The organism is Pedobacter sp. ASV28, from assembly GCF_016428855.1.
GTDB lineage: Bacteria > Bacteroidota > Bacteroidia > Sphingobacteriales > Sphingobacteriaceae > Pedobacter.
Genome location: NZ_JAELTN010000021.1, coordinates 60,324 through 77,287, shown reverse-complemented (window position 1 = coordinate 77,287; position 16,964 = coordinate 60,324). Strand labels below are relative to the sequence as shown.

General features: G+C 37.8%; 18 protein-coding genes. 13 read left to right on the top strand and 5 right to left on the bottom strand.

The genetic code is table 11. The annotated features are described in order from the left end of the window. Both JHD79_RS09970 and JHD79_RS09965 read right to left on the bottom strand, forming a co-directional pair. Positions 1-1,415: hypothetical protein (locus tag JHD79_RS09970; RefSeq protein WP_233164637.1), on the bottom strand; the 1,415-nt coding region annotated here is incomplete at its 3' end. Between the two features lie 150 nt (positions 1,416-1,565). Next, complete coding sequence (locus tag JHD79_RS09965) at positions 1,566-2,000, bottom strand: Hsp20/alpha crystallin family protein (protein WP_199119083.1); 435 nt, start codon at positions 1,998-2,000, stop codon at positions 1,566-1,568. A gap of 76 nt (positions 2,001-2,076) precedes the next feature. On the opposite strand from JHD79_RS09965, the gene JHD79_RS09960 reads away from it, so the two are divergent. After that, the gene (locus JHD79_RS09960; RefSeq protein ID WP_199119082.1) at positions 2,077-2,559 is read left to right on the top strand and encodes a thioesterase family protein; all 483 of its coding nucleotides are present in this window, start codon (positions 2,077-2,079) and stop codon (positions 2,557-2,559) included. Here the strand turns inward: JHD79_RS09960 and JHD79_RS09955 are convergent, their stop codons facing one another. Then, positions 2,560-2,922 (bottom strand): dihydroneopterin aldolase, encoded by a 363-nt coding sequence (locus tag JHD79_RS09955; protein ID WP_199119081.1) that lies wholly within the window; start codon positions 2,920-2,922, stop codon positions 2,560-2,562. Between the two features lie 103 nt (positions 2,923-3,025). On the opposite strand from JHD79_RS09955, the gene JHD79_RS09950 reads away from it, so the two are divergent. The 4 genes from JHD79_RS09950 to JHD79_RS09935 all read left to right on the top strand — a co-directional run bounded on the left by JHD79_RS09950 (position 3,026) and on the right by JHD79_RS09935 (position 5,795). After that, a complete protein-coding gene (locus tag JHD79_RS09950) occupies positions 3,026-4,216 on the top strand; it encodes an acyl-CoA dehydrogenase family protein (RefSeq protein ID WP_199119080.1) in 1,191 nt (396 codons plus the stop codon). 29 nt (positions 4,217-4,245) lie between these two features. Then, positions 4,246-4,635, top strand: a complete 390-nt coding sequence (locus JHD79_RS09945) for an SRPBCC domain-containing protein (protein ID WP_199119079.1) — start codon at positions 4,246-4,248, stop codon at positions 4,633-4,635. A 91-nt stretch (positions 4,636-4,726) separates the two neighbouring features. After that, positions 4,727-5,527 carry a hypothetical protein gene (locus tag JHD79_RS09940; RefSeq protein WP_199119078.1) on the top strand — a complete coding sequence of 267 codons (801 nt, stop codon included), beginning with the start codon at positions 4,727-4,729 and terminating at the stop codon, positions 5,525-5,527. A 52-nt stretch (positions 5,528-5,579) separates the two neighbouring features. After that, complete coding sequence (locus tag JHD79_RS09935; protein ID WP_199119077.1) at positions 5,580-5,795, top strand: hypothetical protein; 216 nt, start codon at positions 5,580-5,582, stop codon at positions 5,793-5,795. Between the two features lie 55 nt (positions 5,796-5,850). Here JHD79_RS09935 and lysA read toward each other — a convergent pair whose 3' ends face one another. Both lysA and JHD79_RS09925 read right to left on the bottom strand, forming a co-directional pair. Beyond that, positions 5,851-7,008, bottom strand: coding sequence for a diaminopimelate decarboxylase (lysA, locus tag JHD79_RS09930; protein ID WP_199119076.1), 1,158 nt, complete (start codon positions 7,006-7,008; stop codon positions 5,851-5,853). 442 nt (positions 7,009-7,450) lie between these two features. Continuing rightward, positions 7,451-8,764, bottom strand: coding sequence for an aspartate kinase (locus JHD79_RS09925; protein WP_199119075.1), 1,314 nt, complete (start codon positions 8,762-8,764; stop codon positions 7,451-7,453). A gap of 174 nt (positions 8,765-8,938) precedes the next feature. Between JHD79_RS09925 and JHD79_RS09920 the strand changes: the two genes are divergently transcribed. The 8 genes from JHD79_RS09920 (at position 8,939) to JHD79_RS09885 (ending at position 16,904) form a co-directional block, all read left to right on the top strand. Continuing rightward, positions 8,939-10,672 carry a phospho-sugar mutase gene (locus JHD79_RS09920; RefSeq protein ID WP_199119074.1) on the top strand — a complete coding sequence of 578 codons (1,734 nt, stop codon included), beginning with the start codon at positions 8,939-8,941 and terminating at the stop codon, positions 10,670-10,672. A gap of 408 nt (positions 10,673-11,080) precedes the next feature. Then, positions 11,081-11,749, top strand: a complete 669-nt coding sequence (locus JHD79_RS09915) for a hypothetical protein (protein WP_199119073.1) — start codon at positions 11,081-11,083, stop codon at positions 11,747-11,749. 53 nt (positions 11,750-11,802) lie between these two features. Continuing rightward, positions 11,803-12,516, top strand: a complete 714-nt coding sequence (locus JHD79_RS09910; RefSeq protein WP_199119072.1) for a DUF4377 domain-containing protein — start codon at positions 11,803-11,805, stop codon at positions 12,514-12,516. A gap of 49 nt (positions 12,517-12,565) precedes the next feature. Then, positions 12,566-12,943: a hypothetical protein gene (locus JHD79_RS09905; RefSeq protein WP_199119071.1), complete on the top strand. Its 378-nt coding sequence runs from the start codon at positions 12,566-12,568 to the stop codon at positions 12,941-12,943. A 197-nt stretch (positions 12,944-13,140) separates the two neighbouring features. Next, positions 13,141-13,923, top strand: a complete 783-nt coding sequence (locus tag JHD79_RS09900) for an MbnP family protein (protein WP_199119070.1) — start codon at positions 13,141-13,143, stop codon at positions 13,921-13,923. Positions 13,924-13,928: 5 nt separating this feature from the next. Then, positions 13,929-15,008: a cytochrome-c peroxidase gene (locus JHD79_RS09895; RefSeq protein WP_199119069.1), complete on the top strand. Its 1,080-nt coding sequence runs from the start codon at positions 13,929-13,931 to the stop codon at positions 15,006-15,008. A 5-nt stretch (positions 15,009-15,013) separates the two neighbouring features. Next, a complete protein-coding gene (locus JHD79_RS09890; RefSeq protein WP_199119068.1) occupies positions 15,014-15,856 on the top strand; it encodes an MbnP family protein in 843 nt (280 codons plus the stop codon). Positions 15,857-15,887: 31 nt separating this feature from the next. Continuing rightward, positions 15,888-16,904, top strand: a complete 1,017-nt coding sequence (locus tag JHD79_RS09885) for a cytochrome-c peroxidase (RefSeq protein ID WP_370583316.1) — start codon at positions 15,888-15,890, stop codon at positions 16,902-16,904. The last annotated feature ends 60 nt before the right edge of the window (positions 16,905-16,964 follow it).

Genomic DNA, 16,964 nt, shown 5'->3' with positions numbered 1-16,964 from the left:
ACCCTTTTCCATTTAAACAAGACTGCCCGTTCCCCGCAGTGGCGGACAATAACAACGTCTTTGCGAGGAGGTACGACGAAGCAATCTGTTTCGAACGCCTGCCCTACACCAACTTTAGCTCCTTCGTTGTAATCATTAATATCGGTAATATAGCCGTTGAGTATCAGGAAATCGAACAAGGGCTTTGCTTCTGCAGAAACAGGCATGTTTTTAGAAGTGATGACCGTATTGGTCTTTTTATCCAAAAACGGATAAGCAAATAAACGTACATTACGGCTAAACATATCATTTACGTAACTCAACAGCTGTCCTGTATAGTTTTCGCCAAAATTAGAGGAATTGAATACAAACTTGAGGTTGTTGATATTGGTAGACATGCCCACACTTTTTGGCTTGCATTTGTCCAAATACTTGGCCAACCTGTTCTTGCGTGTAAAGTTCGACACGATCACGAAATTTCCAGTCTTGCACATTTCTTCTGCCCTCTTGGCCACAATTTCTAGATCGATGTCGTCTGGGGTTTCCTGGGCTTCTGTTAAGACATTGGTAATGAGTACCTCGATCATTACACATAGATTGCTATCATTGACCCGGTTTACCAACTTAAATTGGTCGATGGCTTTATTGAACAAGCTAAAGTTAGGATTTGACTTTTGACCGTATTTGGTACGCAATATCATGACGTCTTTTTTATAGAGCAAATCTTTAGCTTGCCTAGGATGTGAGTCTGAATCAAATATGGCGGCAGTAGAAAAATCCTTAACAATAAGGTAAAGATTAAGGAGCACATTATTTACGTCGCTAAATATGGGGCCTTGAACAGAAATCAGGTCAATTTCAACCGAACCCACGTTAAGGTTGTCTACCAACGACTCTATCATTGCTTTTCTATCATTGGCATAGTAAAAAGCGGCATACACTAAATTAACACCAATAATCCCCAATACCCTTTGCTGCATAAGCACATCAGTATCGAGCAAGCGAACGTGAAAATAAATTTCATTAGGTAAGCCTCCGGGCTCATTCTGAAAGCGTAGCCCAATCCAACCATGTGGATCGTTTGTTTTAGTATAGTTTAATGTGGTAACCGTATTGGCAAAAGCAAAAAAGGTTTTGTTTTCGTATTTCTTACCTTGTAATCGTTCATTAAGCAGGGAATACTCATGATCAAGCATCTTCAACAATCTGTTCTGGCTCACATATCTTCCCGATTCTTCTGCCCCATATATAGAATCGCTAAAAGTCATATCATAGGCAGAAATGGTTTTTGCAACAGTTCCAGATGCCGCTCCGGCATTAAAAAAAGCTCTAGAAACTTCCTGTCCGGCACCTATTTCGGCAAAAGTTCCATAAATTTTTTCATTGAGGTTAATTTTTAAAGCTTTCCTTTTGGTATCTAGAATTTCTCGTTGCATGCTGCAAAAGTACAAAAAGCAAAGTTTATACTAAATGCTAATGCTATTATAGAATCTGTCTAAAAAAAGATGGGGCCACATTTCGCAATGCACCCCACCTAACCTTAAACTCACCCAAAGAAATACTTCTTTGGAAATCAAAACATTGTATTATGAAACTACAATTTCTTTATGGTCGTTTTTGACCTCATCTTTTTTACCGATGGTAATATTCAGTATACCATTTATATATTCTGCACTAATTTTTTCGGAATCAATACCTTCAGGCAACACAAACGACCTTGCAAACGACAAGTACTCAAACTCTTTACGGGTATAATCTTTTTGTTCGTCACTTTGCTCAGATTTTTTTTCAGCCCAAACAGATAGGTTATCTTTTTTAAGTTCTATCTTAAAATCTTCCTTGGTTAAACCAGGAGCGGCCAATTCAATTTTATACTCACTCGCAGTTTCCAATATATTTACCTGTGGCACTCTATTCAACCCGTAGTTTTTATTTAGGGCATCGCTAAACAAAGAGTCGAAAACATTGTTAAAGTAAGGTGCTGTGTTTCTTGTTCTGTTGTTAAATTTCACTAAACTCATTTTTATATTCCTCCGTTATTTTATTTTTTAATTAGATAATAGTTCATCTTCAAATTATATTCCAACCCCGTAAATTATGATATTTAAGACATTTTGGCGTAAAAAGGAAAAACTAAAAGACAAAAAGTCAGTAATAGAAAGCAAAACAGACATTTTCAAGTACCGTTCTGCACTTGAAATGAGATTTACAGACCTCGATATGATGGGCCACGTTAACAATGCTGTTTATTTCACCTATATGGAAATAGGGCGAACGAAATATTGGCAACAAGCCATTCAATGGGACTGGAAAAAAACAGGTGTAGTGATTGGACAGGCCAGTATTAATTACCTAAAACCTATATTACTGGGCGACAAGATCAGTATCTATGTGAGGACGTCAAGAATTGGAAATACAAGCTTCGATTTGGAGTACATTATTATTAAGGAGAAGAATGGAGAAGAAATAGTGTGCAGTAAAGGGAAAACAGTATGCGTAGTTTATGATTATGAAAGTAAAAGCCCTGTACAAATCCCTCTTAAAGAACGAAATAAAATGATTGAGTTCGAGCAATTGTAACTAACGATCACTTTTATAAGCTAGCTCCACATAAGAACAACCAATTTCACCGATCATGGGCGGATGTAGTTTTCTGATTCCTACTTTTGCCGTAATTACAAAAGGATAGGTACTTACAATGCTATCGATAATGTTTTTAACCACTGTTTCCAACAGTTTTTGAGTATGCTCCATTTCTTGACGGATAATAGCATTTAAGACCTCGTAATTAACTGTCTTCGAAAGGTTTTCCGTATCGCCATTAGGCATGAAGGTCACTTCGGCATCTACCATGAAATGACATCCGATCAATTGTTCTTCCGGATAATAACCATGAAGTGCGTGAAACTTCACCTCTTTTAAAGCTACCGTTTGTATGTACATTTATCATTTATTATTAATGCAATATTAGCTATTTTTTATTTAGTGATTAAGGTATTTTGCTAACTTTGGGTAAACCAGCATTAAACCGAAAAATCGCTAGATAATGAACAAAACCAGCAAAAAAGATCTTTATGAGGCACCCGACTACTATCAGTTGGACGAGCTACTATCAGAAGAGCATTTATTGATCCGATCAAGCGTAAGAGATTGGGTAAAAAAGGAAGTTAGCCCAATTATTGAAGATTATGCGCAACGTGCCGAATTTCCAAAGCACCTGATCAAGGGTCTTGGAGAAATAGGTGCCTTTGGTCCTACCATTCCAGTTGAATATGGTGGTGCTGGTTTAGATTACACTGCTTATGGCATCATTATGCAGGAAATAGAACGAGGCGATTCGGGCATAAGATCTACCGCTTCGGTACAGGGTTCATTGGTTATGTATCCTATTTATGCTTATGGCACAGAAGCTCAGCGAAAAAAATACCTGCCCAAATTGGCTACGGGTGAATTGATGGGATGTTTTGGGCTAACAGAACCTGATCATGGTTCCAATCCGGGCGGAATGGTGACCAATATCAAGGATAAAGGAGACTACTATCTGCTCAATGGGGCTAAAATGTGGATCTCTAATGCTCCCTTTGCAGATATTGCCGTAGTTTGGGCCAAAGATGAAGAAGGCAAGATAAGAGGTTTAGTGGTTGAACGTGGAATGGCAGGTTTTACTACGCCAGAAACCCATGGAAAATGGAGCTTGAGAGCCTCGGCTACGGGAGAACTTGTTTTTGATAACGTTCGGGTGCCCAAAGAGAATATTTTCCCAGATGTAAAAGGGTTAAAAGGACCTCTAGGCTGCTTAAACCAGGCACGTTATGGCATTGCCTGGGGTGCTTTGGGCGCAGCAATGGATTGTTATGACACAGCACTTCGATACGCAAAAGAAAGAGAGCAGTTTGGCAAGCCTATTGGGGGCTTTCAACTGCAGCAGAAAAAATTAGCAGAAATGATCACCGAGATTACCAAAGGTCAACTTTTGGTTTGGCGCCTGGGTAAGCTCAAGAGCGAGAACCGGGCTACGCCAGAACAGATATCAATGGCCAAACGCAATAGTGTAGAAATTGCACTCGACATTGCCCGTAACGCCCGCCAAATGCTGGGCGGCATGGGAATTACAGGAGAATACCCAATTATGAGACATATGATGAATCTTGAATCCGTAGTTACCTATGAAGGCACCCATGATATACACCTATTAATTACAGGTATGGATGTAACAGGGCTGAATGCTTTTAAATAACGTTTGAAGTAATAAACAATAAACAAAAAATGAAGACCTTTAAAAAATACCTTTCTCTACCCGCTCCTCCCGAAGAAGTTTATTTAGGCTTAACGAAAGCACAAAGCATTCAGTTATGGACTGGTGCCGAGGTGGAATTTACTGAAGAAGCTGGCACAGAATTTTCTTTTTGGGACGGCGATATCGTAGGCAAAAATTTAGCGTTCGAACCGAATAAGAAAATTGTGCAGCAATGGTATTTTGGCGAAGACAATGAGCCATCAATTGTTACCATAAAACTGCATCCCGATAAACAAGGAACTTCCTTAGAGTTTGTACAAACCAATATACCTGATGAAGACTTTGACGATTTTACGGAAGGCATTAAAGAATATTTTTTGGGTGGGTTAGCCGATTTTTTTGAAGAGGATTTTTTATAATGCCAAGTGTTCTCCAAAGTATGGAAATATAAACTCCTATTTTTTTAAAAGAACAAAACTTACCCAATTTCGCTAAACACACAAAAGTTAAATGAAACGACTTCTTATCCCCTCTTTCCTATGTCTATCTGTCTTTGTTTCTTCGTGCACCAGGTATCTGCTTCCCGCCAGCATTGGCAACGACATTGCTTATAAGCCCAAGCCCATGGTAGCTGACAGCATTCATTCTAAAATAAATGTGAGTGGCGGCATTAGTGGTTCAAGTGATTATGATTCGGAAGCAAGCATAACCTTGGGCATACTTAACATTACCCATGGGCACACCTATAAGCATCTTAACTTTTCTTATGGCCTAATGGGATATTATGGCCAGTCGAGCAATAACCATATCGATCGTACCATCACTAATAATAAACAGAATTATTTAGCCAAATTCAGTAAAAATGTTGGTGGTGTAGGCCTACAAACTTCTATCGGCTATCATTTCACCTCCGACAGGGGCAATACAGATTATCGCTTGATCAACTTTGAAAATTCGTTGACCAGAGAGTTTGGCCAATATGCCAGCTTTAGGAGCAACCTGTATGGAGATCAGACCTACCAAAACCTGCTCGTTTCCAAACTTCAAACTGTTTGGACCACAGGTTTGTCTTCAGAAATTATTTTTCACCATAGAAGGAATGTTAACATAAGACATGGCTTCAAACTATTTATGGGTTTTTCTCCAATGCTATCAGAAAGTTTTGATCATCAGGTCAAAGGCGATCATTATCGGATCAATCGTTCAAATTTTCAATTAACTTACTTCTTAAAATATCAAAAGTTCAACCTTATATACCAAGGAGATATGGCTATGTTATCCTCTAGCCTATCCTTAGGCTATACTTTCTAAAACATATACCCTACAAAGTTTGTTTATGGATATCGAACCAACTATGTAAGATATGGGAAAATCATTAGGCGTAATTTTGATGGCCATAGGTCTTATCCTATTAATTTGGACAGGGTTTACCTATACCAAGAAAGAAAAAGTAGTAGATGCTGGCCCAATAGAAATAACTGCAGACAGAGAAAAGACGGTACAATGGCCACCATATCTAGGCGGAATAGCCATTTTAGTTGGTGTATTCGTATACATCGCTGCAAAAAGAAAAACTTAAAGCTATTCTCCCTGCCTTATGATAAAAATATAAGGCAGAGAGAAAAATATAAAGACTATATATCGTCACTTGTAACAGTTACAATGGCATCTCGCAAGTTATACTTGGAAGCCATTACTTCCCCATAAGCACCTGTACTTCTAATCGCAATCAAATCATTCCTAAAAGTTTCCTGTAAAGCAACTTCTTTTCCAAAACAATCTGTACTCTCACAAATAGGTCCCACAACGTCGTATTTTACAGTTACCCCGGTGGTACTTGGTGAAATATTTTCAATTTGGTGATAAGCTTGGTATAAAGCTGGACGCATCAATTCAGTCATTCCCGCATCTAAAACAATGAAATTCTTCTTCTTACCATTTTTTACATAAAGTACACGGCTAATTAAAGATGAAGACTGACCAACTAATGCCCTACCCAATTCGAAATGGACTTCCTGATAAGGTTTAACTTCCAAGAAATCTGCAAAAATCTTAAAGTAAGCCTCAAAAGCTGGAATCTGCGCATTCGGATGATGGTAATCAATACCTAAACCACCACCAACATTTAATATTTTTATTTTAAAACCCTTGTCCTCAAACCAAGCGGCGAATTCGTTTACACGTACGCAAAGATTTTTATAAACATCCAAATTGGTAATCTGCGAGCCAATATGAAAATGAATGCCCACAAATTCCAAATTAGCCGATATATTTAAAATATCAGCACAAGCAGGCATATCCCAAGAGTTGATCCCAAACTTGTTTTCATCCAAACCAGTAGTGATATTGGCATGGGTATGTGCGTCTACATTCGGGTTGATACGAATAGCTACTTTCGCAATTTTTTGCTTTTTTTCTGCCAATTCATTAATCACTTGAAGTTCTTGCAGCGACTCTACATTAAAACAAAAAATATCCTGGTCTAAAGCGTAATTTATTTCCTTATCAGATTTACCTACACCAGCAAATACCACTTTACCATTGGTAAATCCAGTTTCTATGGCCTTTTTTACTTCGCCTCCACTTACACAATCAGCACCAAAACCAATTGCTTTTATCTCCTTTAGTACCTTGTCATTAAAATTGGCCTTCATGGCATAATGCACATGAAAGTTATAGGCATTAGCCGCATTATTACAGGCTTTCAATGTCTCTTTCAACAAATTAAGGTCGTAATAATAAAATGGAGTTTCTAAATTAGAAAAATGTGCTATATCTTTATCCGAAAACATAATCTTGAAATTTATACTTATCCTTTTTCTAGCCTTCCTAGCGGTGATCTACTTCGGTAATTACATCGATTACAGAAGGAATAATATCACACGTAAGGAATTCGAGAGAAGAATTCGCATATCAATTGTATTAATTTTAATTATTGTTTTTATCTATTTCTATTACCGTTGATCGGCATCCTAACTTGTAGCGCTGCGAAAAACTAAGCAATAAACTGAGCCTTAAGCAAGCTACGCACCTTCTCCCAATAACCATCGGGATGGGTTTATTTTTACGTGCTCCAGGTTTTAAAACTCGCTTAAATATATACATCATTTCGAACTTAAGTGAGAAATCTGTCAACGAATCACTTCTGAAAACAGATTTTACTCCGTAGAGCTTCGGTTATCCTCATTCTTCCCCAAAGTTTCGGGATAGGCTGTCGAAATGACGAGATCATCTTTACTCAAATATCCTGTCGTGCAAGCTTCTTAGGGCTTCAACCTTATCTTCTGTTTTAACCAACAATGAAATGTTATAAGCACTACCACCGTAAGAGATCATTCTAACCGGAATGTGTTTGATCGAATCGAGTACTTTAGCTGCGTAACCATGCTTTTCGGCGCTAAAATCACCTACTACACAAATAATAGTTTGGTCCCTATCAATTTCTACACTTCCAAATGAATTTAGTTCATCTACAATCTCATTCAGGTTGTCTGTAAAATCAATTGTCAAAGACACGGCCACTTCCGAGGTGGTAATCATATCGATAGGGGTCTTATAACGTTCAAAGATTTCAAATACCCTTCGTAAAAAGCCATAGGCCAATAGCATTCTGCTCGACTGTATCTTAATGGCTATAATGCCATCTTTAGCAGCAATAGACTTAATCTTTCCTTTTTCACTTTCCGTACTGATGACCGTTCCCAAGGCTTTTGGTTCCATGGTATTCAATAAGCGTACGGGTATTTTATATTTCTGTGCAGGAAATACAGATTGTGGATGTAAGATCTTTGCACCAAAATAGGCCAACTCGGCTGCTTCGTCAAAAGATAAATGCGAAATGGGCTTGGTTCCTTTCACAATCCTTGGATCGTTATTGTGCATACCATCAATATCCGTCCAAATTTGCACCTCCTCCGCTAAGATAGCAGCGCCCAATAAAGAAGCAGTATAATCACTACCTCCACGACGTAAGTTATCTATTTCGCCAAAACTATTTCTACAAATAAACCCTTGCGTAATGAATAGATTATTTGTTGGATTCGCCTCCAAAAGAGGTGCCAGGTGTGCTGTAGTGAATGGAATATCTGGTTCATTATCCTCATCAATCTTCATAAAGTCTAGAGCAGGCAATAATACCGATGGTACACCAATAGATTTTAAATAGATATGGTATAGGGTAGTCGATAATAGTTCACCTTGTGCTAAAACCACTTTATCTTCAATGGCCGTAAAAATATTATTGGCCGACGACAAGAGAAAGTTAAAGTGATAATCTACCACTTCTTGGCCTTGCGCCCTAAAATCACCTTCAGGCAAGAGTTCTATTACAAAATCATTATATTTTTGGTGCAAGTGATGGATCAATTCGCTGGCCTTCTTCTTTTCCTCCTTCAGTAACGCTGATGAAATTTCTACTAAGCTATTTGTAGTACCAGACACTGCCGATAAAACTACAATCTGTCTTTCTGCCGGATTAATGATATCCAACAATTTTTTCATACGTTCTGGACTACCTACAGAGGTACCACCAAATTTTAATATTTTCATTTTTAAATTAGAGAATGAGTATTTTTATTAATATTGTAACGGGGCGTGAAAATAACTAAAAGACTGTTAATTTCAACTAAACCAGCAAAATAAAATATCGAAATAATTAATTTTATTTAATTTGAACAGATTTAAATTTGTTTTGTCTTGAATAAAACTTTTAACCAATTATATATGCAATTAGATCAAAATACGCAAAATACCATACAGCAATGGCTAAACGGAAGCTACGATGACCTTACCAAGGCCGATATACAAAAACTTTTAGACCAAGAAGCTTACACTGAACTTACCGATGCCTTTTATAAGAATTTAGAATTTGGCACAGGAGGGCTACGTGGTATCATGGGCGCTGGTTCTAATCGCATCAATAAATACACTATTGGTACCGCTACACAGGGCTTGGCCAATTATCTGCACAAAAAATATCCTGGAGAATCCATCAGCGTAGCCATAGCCCACGATAGCCGGAACAATTCTGATGTATTTGCCCAAATTACCGCAGATGTTTTTTCTGCAAATGGTATTAAGGTCTATTTCTTTTCTGCCCTACGCCCTACGCCAGAATTGTCTTTCGCCATACGCGAACTGGGTTGCAAAAGTGGGGTAATGCTCACTGCGTCACATAACCCTAAAGAATATAATGGCTATAAGGCCTATGGAAATGATGGTGGACAATTTACTTCCCCTGATGATAAATTGGTAATGGAGGAAGTAGCGGCCATTAAAAACATTGACGAAGTTAAGTTCAATAGAATAGACTCGAATATAGAATTGATCGGAGAACAAATAGATCAATTATACCTGGATAAAATTACCGCACTTTCGGTTTCTCCAGATGCCATTGCACGGCAAAAAGACCTGAAAATCGTTTATTCGCCCATCCATGGTACTGGCATTACCCTGGTTCCCAAGGCCCTGGCACAGTTTGGCTTTACCAATGTAAACATAGTGGAAGAACAAAGCCAGCCAGATGGTAATTTCCCTACAGTGGTCTATCCAAATCCAGAAGAAAAAGAAGCATTGACCCTAGCCCTTAAGAAAGCAGAAGAGATCGATGCTGATTTGGTGATGGCTACTGATCCAGATGCCGACAGAGTGGGCATTGCAGTTAAAAATAATGATGGCGAATTTGTATTACTAAACGGTAACCAAACCGGAAGTTTATTGATCAATTATATTTTGACTGCTTGGCAGGAAAAAGGAAAGCTAACAGGAAATGAATACGTAGTAAGTACCATTGTAACCACCAGTTTAATTGAAGCCATCTGCAAGGAGAAAGGTGTAGATTATTTCAACACACTTACAGGCTTCAAGTGGATTGGAAAAGTGATGACAGAATTAAAAGGCAAAAAGACCTTCATTGCTGGAGGTGAAGAAAGTTATGGCTATTTAGTGGGCGATCTGGTACGTGATAAAGATGCCGTTATTTCTTGTGCTTTTATTGCAGAAATGACAGCCTTCTATAAAGATAAGGGCAGTAGTTTATTTCAGGCCATGATAGAGATGTATGTAAAATATGGCATGTACAAGGAAGATTTGGTGTCCCTTACTAAAAAAGGTAAAACCGGCGCCGAGGAAATCAAGGCCCTGATGGAGAAATTTAGAAACCATCCTCCAGCTACCCTGGGTGGTTCTGCCGTAGTGACCTTAAAAGATTATGAACTAAACAAGGAAACCAATATCAAGACCGGATCTTATCAGGCGCTTGGCTTTCCTAAATCAGACGTATTGCAGTTCATTACCGCCGACGGCAGTATTGTTTCTGCACGTCCTAGCGGAACCGAACCCAAGATCAAGTTTTACTGTAGTGTAAATGAGCCGCTGGCCAAAGTAGCTGATTTTAAGGCTACAGAAGAAAAGCTCAACCAGAAGATCAAAATCATTATGGAAGATCTACAGCGTTAGTGTTTTTCATCGATAAAATCCTTTACGAGGATGTCCAAAAAGTATTACCCTCATTCAGTAGGGTAGCGAGAATCTTTGCTTAGTAAAGCTGTGCACAAATTCTTTAGCTCTTTTTGGGCATCTTTTTTTTTGCCTTTTATGTGCTACATGATTTCTTGTGTTTTTCAATAGCGAAACATTGATGCTCACCATCTAATTCCTTACCTTTAAAGCATGGAAGGCAAGCTAAGAAAACATTATCTGCTTAATTATGTTTTTCTCCTATCATTGTCTTTTTTATTTATTAACGACCATTGGTTAAAATACCTATTCCATAACTGGTTTACTGGCAAGCTCTCCGACATTTAGGGCATTATTATACTTCCCTTATTATTAGGCTACCTATTTCCTAGCTTTAAATATTCGAATTTGATCATCAGTGCGATATTATTTAGCTATTGGAAATCTAGCTATTCACAACCTTTAATTGATATATATAATCAATTCAGTCCCATTCAAACTTCTAGAATTATTGATTATAGTGACCTAATAGTGCTCATGTGCTTGCCTATCCCCTATTTGGTCATTAGATACCTTCCGAATTGCCCAAGGTTAAAAATCAACAAATGTGCCCCTATTTTCGTTTTCATTCCAACCGTCTTCCTATTGCTGGCCACCTCTCCCCCTATGCATTATTATTATAACAATAGCAATGGCAACTTAAGATGTTACAATTGTAAGATTTCTTTCCGCCTTAACCAGGAAGAGATTGTTAACCGGCTCAAAGCACAGCATATTACTTTCGATACCATAGCCCCACTGAATTCAAAAACATTAAAAAATTTGGGCATTAAGGATGCCAAAAGTATAAAAACTTATAAATTAAACTCTTGGATTATAGATAAGGATACCTTAAGTGATGTAGCTTTTACCATGAAATCAGAACATGATCAGAAAACAACCATTTATTTCAATGGCATGAATATTGAAGAGAACTTGGATCAGCCAAAACTGGAAATAAAGCTGAGAAAATATTATAGACGAATCATATTCAATGCGCTAAAATCAAACATCAACTATAAGCTCTATCCTAAATAGAACCTCTATGTTTTATGGAAAAAACAACATAGGCTCATCTAAATCTTAAAAAAATGAAATCACTTTTAAAAAATAGCCTGATGAAATATATCATCACTTTTATTCTTCTCATAGGTTCTTCTTATTTGGCAAAAGCCAATGTTTTCACTTTAACGGTTAAAGAAGAACTGGCCAGTTGTACAGGCGTTGGACCACGCACTTGCTATCAGGTGAAATATAGTAACAGTAAAGATTGGGAGTTTTTTTATAGTGAAATTGAGGGCTTTAAATATGAAGTTGGCTACAGATATGTACTAAAAGTGAAAAGAACCAAAAGAATTAATGTGCCTGCAGATGCTTCGGCATATACCTATAAATTAGTACGTATTGTAAAAAAGACACTTGTAACTAAATCAGTGAACAATACACTGTCCTATATTGGAAAACATAAATGGAAACTGATACAAATGAATGGAACAAACCTTCCAAATGCTACGGCCTACGTCGTTTTTCAAGTGAATAAAAACAGCCTTAGTGGTAATTCTGGATGTAATGGAATGTTTGGTTCTTTTGAGGTAAACGGTAATAGTATGACTTTCAAAAACGTTGGTGGAACGTTAATGTATTGTGAAGAGGATAACAAGAGCAAGCTGGAAGGCGAATTCCTGAAACTGATTAGCGGACAAACCCTCACCTACGATGTGGCCGATCAGACCTTGAATTTTTATAAGGACGGTAAATTGGTACTCATGTTTGGCAGGGCCCCTTTAGATAAAAATAACAAATAATTTCGATATCCTTATGTTTGTTTAAATATCATTGCCTAACTTTGCGGCAATGTTAATATGTAGAAGATTAATTGCAGTTGTATTATTGTTTGGAATTATTTCCAACTGCTTCAACTACTTTATTATTTCTACCTCCTACCATTTTAACAAATCTTACATTGCTTCGGTTCTGTGTACCAATAAAGACAAACCAACGCTACATTGCGAGGGTAAATGTTTTTTGGACATTAAATTAAAGGAGCTCGAACAAAAGAACAAACAAGAGCAAGAACATTTTAAACGTGCTATTGAAACAGTAGCCCCACACGAAATTGCTTTAGTATTTGGTGTTTTTGAAACAGACTTAGAAACTCCAACATCTTTTTATTTACAGCAAAAGCCCATTGGCAAAGCGAATATCATTTTTCATCCACCTAAGGTAGCCTAGTTTCATCTATGGTCCATGGTAAAGCTTACATTCTTAGGAGAGGATGCTGTCTTTCTATGGCTATTAATTCCTAAATAAGGGAATGATTTTTCCTTATTCTTTACCAAAATCAACAATTATATTAAAAAACTGGGTTGTATTTCCGCTCCATTCACCTGCATTGGAGTGGACCTACTATCCCCTTAGGTTATAAAAAAATGAAAAAAATATTATCAGCTATAATGATTACATCCATTCTATTTAGTTCTTGCAAAAAAGAAAGCACCGAAATCTTTCAAGATACACCAGGAAAAGTAGACGTAAAATTTGACGCTGTATTTGGCAATCAGGATTTTGCCTTAAACACAGATCTAACTACCGGAACTAAAACTTTTAAGTTCAATAAATTTAGATATTGGGTAAGCAATGTGGTATTGGTTAAAACCAATGGTGAAGAGTATAATGTACCCAAATCTTATTATTTACTGGAAGAAACATCTGCAGTAGCCGTACAAGATGGAGACTATACCTATCCTGCCAATAAACGTGAACTGGTAGAATTAAGCAATATCCCTGCAGGTGAATATAAAGCTATTAAATTTGGTATAGGTGTTGAATCGAAATACAATGACAACCTAAGCCTACAAATTGGTGAACTTTCACAGTTGAATGGCATGACCAATGTTTCCTGGATGTGGCACACCAGCTATATTTTTACTGCAATTGGTGGTACAGCTAATGAAAATGCTATCGCCAAAACTATAAAAATAGAAACAGGTCTAAACACCAACTATAGAACAGTTACCTTAAACTTTCCTCAAAACTTAAGTATCGGTAGCACTAAATCTACTGCCATTGATATTAAAGCCGATGTAGCCAAGGTTTTGGATGGTATTGATGTAATGGCCACGCCAATAGTGGGTGCCGCACAAGCTAGTACCATGACTGCTTTGGCCAATAATTATGCTACAAAAGTTTTTAGCGTATCATTGGTAAAATAGTGATCATGGTCAACGCCAAGATAATTGTCCTGATCGCTGTTGCGCTAGTATTATCGGTTTCTTCTTGTAAAAAGGAAGAAACCGATATTATAGACCAGCAAGTAAACGAGTCTTACCAACCAAATGCCCCTAGTAATTTACCTGCATTTATAGACGATGTAGATAATCCGTTAACTAAAGAAGGTGTTAAACTTGGCAGGATGCTTTTCTATGACAAGCGGTTGTCTGGCAACAATCAGCTTTCCTGCGCCTCGTGCCATCGTCAAGATTTGGCTTTTACAGACGGTTTAGCACTAAACAACATAGGTCTATCTGGAGCGACTTTGCATCGCAGTGCTCCTGCATTGATCAACATGGCCTGGGCTAAAAATGGCCTTTTCTGGGATGGCGGATCTACTAATCTAGAATCTCAAGCCTTTGGTCCGCTCACCAGTCCTGATGAAATGTTTCAAAATCTGTTTGAACTAGAAGCAGAGCTTAAAGCCATTCCAATGTATGTCAAACAGTTCAATCTTGCTTTTAAAGATGGTATAAAATCGGCAAATGTTGCTAAGGCACTGGCCCAGTTTCAAAGGACACTTATTTCGGGTAATTCGGTTTACGACAAGTACAAAAGAAAAGAAAATGGAGCGCAGCTCACTACTGTAGAACTACAAGGCATGCAGCTCGTAGAACAAAAGTGCAAAAGTTGCCACAGTGGCGAATTATTTACAGATAATAGCTACCATAACAATGGTATTGACAGCCATTTCAACGACGATTTAGAGGGGACTTATCAAGGTAGATTTAGGGTGACTTTCAATCCGTTTGACCTGGGAAAATTTAAAACACCATCGCTACGCAACATAATGCTTACCGCCCCATACATGCACGATGGTCGGTTTGCGAATATCGACGAAGTATTAACACACTATAGCAGTGGCGTAAAAGCATCATCAACTGTAGATCAGCTGTTATACCAAAACAATGGACAATTGGGTATCCCATTGTCTTCTCTAGAAAGAGAAGCGATCAAGGCTTTTTTAAACCGCCTTACCGACCAAGAATTTATAACGAACAAAAATATTAGTAACCCTCATTTATAAAAGAAATGAAAAAAAACCTATTATATTTCACCGCCCTTGTAACGCTACTCTTAAGTGCTTGTAGCAAAAAACAAGATCCTACACCCAATTTTCAGGAAGACAATCTTGCCCCGCTTTCTATTGAATTCGACAACATTGTTGGAGGCAGAACCCTGACCTTTAACAATACCGCCGTACCCTATACCAATGCCAAAGGCGAGCCATTTACCGTGAGCATGATCCAATATTTTATCAGCAATGTAAAGGTAACCACCAATGAAGGAAAAGAATATGTAGTTAAACAAGATAGCTCATATTTTTTAATTAAGGGTTCCGACAAGACTACACGTTTTGCCAAAGTAAAGGTGCCTGAAGGAGATTATAGTAAACTGACCTTTATCTTAGGAGTGGATAGCCTAAGAAGTACTATGCCTATAGATAGGAGGACTGGTGTATTAGATCCTGCAACCGGAGGGAGTATGGATAATGGTGGAATGTACTGGGGTTGGAACTCAGGTTATATTTTCTTCCGTCTTGAGGGTAATTCTAATCTCATTAGCGACGACCAAAAGGGCGACCCTACTGGTAAAAAACAATTCAAATACCACATTGGTTTTTTTGGAGGATACGATGTCCCTACCCTTAATAACATAAGAAGTGTTACTATTGACCTCAACAATGCGGGTATCGCTAAAGTTAGAAAAGATAGGCAGAGCAATATCCATCTCTTCGTAGACCTCATGCAGGTTTTCAATGGCAAAAACAGTTTTAGTATTAAAGAAAATCCCAATGTGATGTTTGGAGAATTCTCTTCGAAAATCGCCGATAATTTCCCACAACTCTTTACTCACGACCACACAGAGAATTAAAATGAAATGGAGATATTTTAAATATTTGTTAGTGATATTGTGCTTTGTATTCGCTTGTAAAAAAAGCGAGGTTATACAAGAAAAGATAGAAACATTTTTAGGCTTTCAAACGCCCAAAAATTTTCCTGAGCCAATATACCGCATAGCCAATAACACGGTAACAAAAGCTGGTTTTGAACTAGGGAGAAAATTGTTTTACGACCCTCGCCTATCTAGGAACAATACCATCAGTTGTGGTTCCTGTCATATCCAATCATCGGCATTTACACAGCACGGACACGATGTAAGTCATGGCATAGATGACAGGCTAGGTACCCGTAACTCTCCACCCATCATGAATTTAGCTTGGAATAAGGCGTTTATGTGGGGTGGCGGTGTTTACGACTTGGATTTACAACCCATAGTACCTATTACCACACACGAGGAAATGGATGAAAATCTGGAGAATGTACTGAATAAGCTTAAAGCAGTTCCCGCTTACAGGGAAAAGTTTAAAGCGGCCTTTGGTACTGAGGAAATTACCACTGCTGCTTTCATGAAAGCTTTATCACAATTCATGATTATGTGCATCAGCAGTAATTCCAAATATGATAAGGTCATGCGAAAAGAAGGTAATATTAGTTTTAGCACCACAGAATTGGAAGGTTATCAGTTGTTTAAGGATAAATGTGGCAACTGTCATACCGAGCCTCTTTTTACCGATGGGGAATTTAGGAACAATGGTTTAGCGCCTAGCCCTATAAATGATTTGGGGCTGTATACGGCTACACTGGTAAATGGCGACAAATATAAGTTTAAGGTACCATCGCTAAGAAATCTAAAATACACAGCTCCATACATGCATGATGGCCGATTTTTAACCCTCGATGCTGTTTTTCAGCATTATACCAATGAAGTGCAAGTATTGGTAAATCTCGATCCATTGCTAAATAAAAATGGCAATAGGGGAATAAGCATTAGCAACGACGAGAAAACCAAATTAACGGCCTTTCTTAATACGTTGAACGATGAGGAATTTATCAATAACAAATTATTGGCAGAACAGTAATTTTTAGTGAATAGTTCTAGCTATCTGTTACCTGATAGCTAGCAGATCATAAAACACAGT

Bases quoted from the DNA above. Each gene is read 5' to 3' on its own strand.
- JHD79_RS09965 (WP_199119083.1), bottom strand. From the start codon at position 2,000: ATGAGTTTAGTGAAATTTAACAACAGAACAAGAAACACAGCACCTTAC.
- JHD79_RS09960 (WP_199119082.1), top strand. From the start codon at position 2,077: ATGATATTTAAGACATTTTGGCGTAAAAAGGAAAAACTAAAAGACAAA.
- JHD79_RS09955 (WP_199119081.1), bottom strand. From the start codon at position 2,922: ATGTACATACAAACGGTAGCTTTAAAAGAGGTGAAGTTTCACGCACTT.
- JHD79_RS09950 (WP_199119080.1), top strand. From the start codon at position 3,026: ATGAACAAAACCAGCAAAAAAGATCTTTATGAGGCACCCGACTACTAT.
- JHD79_RS09945 (WP_199119079.1), top strand. From the start codon at position 4,246: ATGAAGACCTTTAAAAAATACCTTTCTCTACCCGCTCCTCCCGAAGAA.
- JHD79_RS09940 (WP_199119078.1), top strand. From the start codon at position 4,727: ATGAAACGACTTCTTATCCCCTCTTTCCTATGTCTATCTGTCTTTGTT.
- JHD79_RS09935 (WP_199119077.1), top strand. From the start codon at position 5,580: ATGGGAAAATCATTAGGCGTAATTTTGATGGCCATAGGTCTTATCCTA.
- lysA (WP_199119076.1), bottom strand. From the start codon at position 7,008: ATGTTTTCGGATAAAGATATAGCACATTTTTCTAATTTAGAAACTCCA.
- JHD79_RS09925 (WP_199119075.1), bottom strand. From the start codon at position 8,764: ATGAAAATATTAAAATTTGGTGGTACCTCTGTAGGTAGTCCAGAACGT.
- JHD79_RS09920 (WP_199119074.1), top strand. From the start codon at position 8,939: ATGCAATTAGATCAAAATACGCAAAATACCATACAGCAATGGCTAAAC.
- JHD79_RS09910 (WP_199119072.1), top strand. From the start codon at position 11,803: ATGAAATCACTTTTAAAAAATAGCCTGATGAAATATATCATCACTTTT.
- JHD79_RS09905 (WP_199119071.1), top strand. From the start codon at position 12,566: ATGTTAATATGTAGAAGATTAATTGCAGTTGTATTATTGTTTGGAATT.
- JHD79_RS09900 (WP_199119070.1), top strand. From the start codon at position 13,141: ATGAAAAAAATATTATCAGCTATAATGATTACATCCATTCTATTTAGT.
- JHD79_RS09895 (WP_199119069.1), top strand. From the start codon at position 13,929: ATGGTCAACGCCAAGATAATTGTCCTGATCGCTGTTGCGCTAGTATTA.
- JHD79_RS09890 (WP_199119068.1), top strand. From the start codon at position 15,014: ATGAAAAAAAACCTATTATATTTCACCGCCCTTGTAACGCTACTCTTA.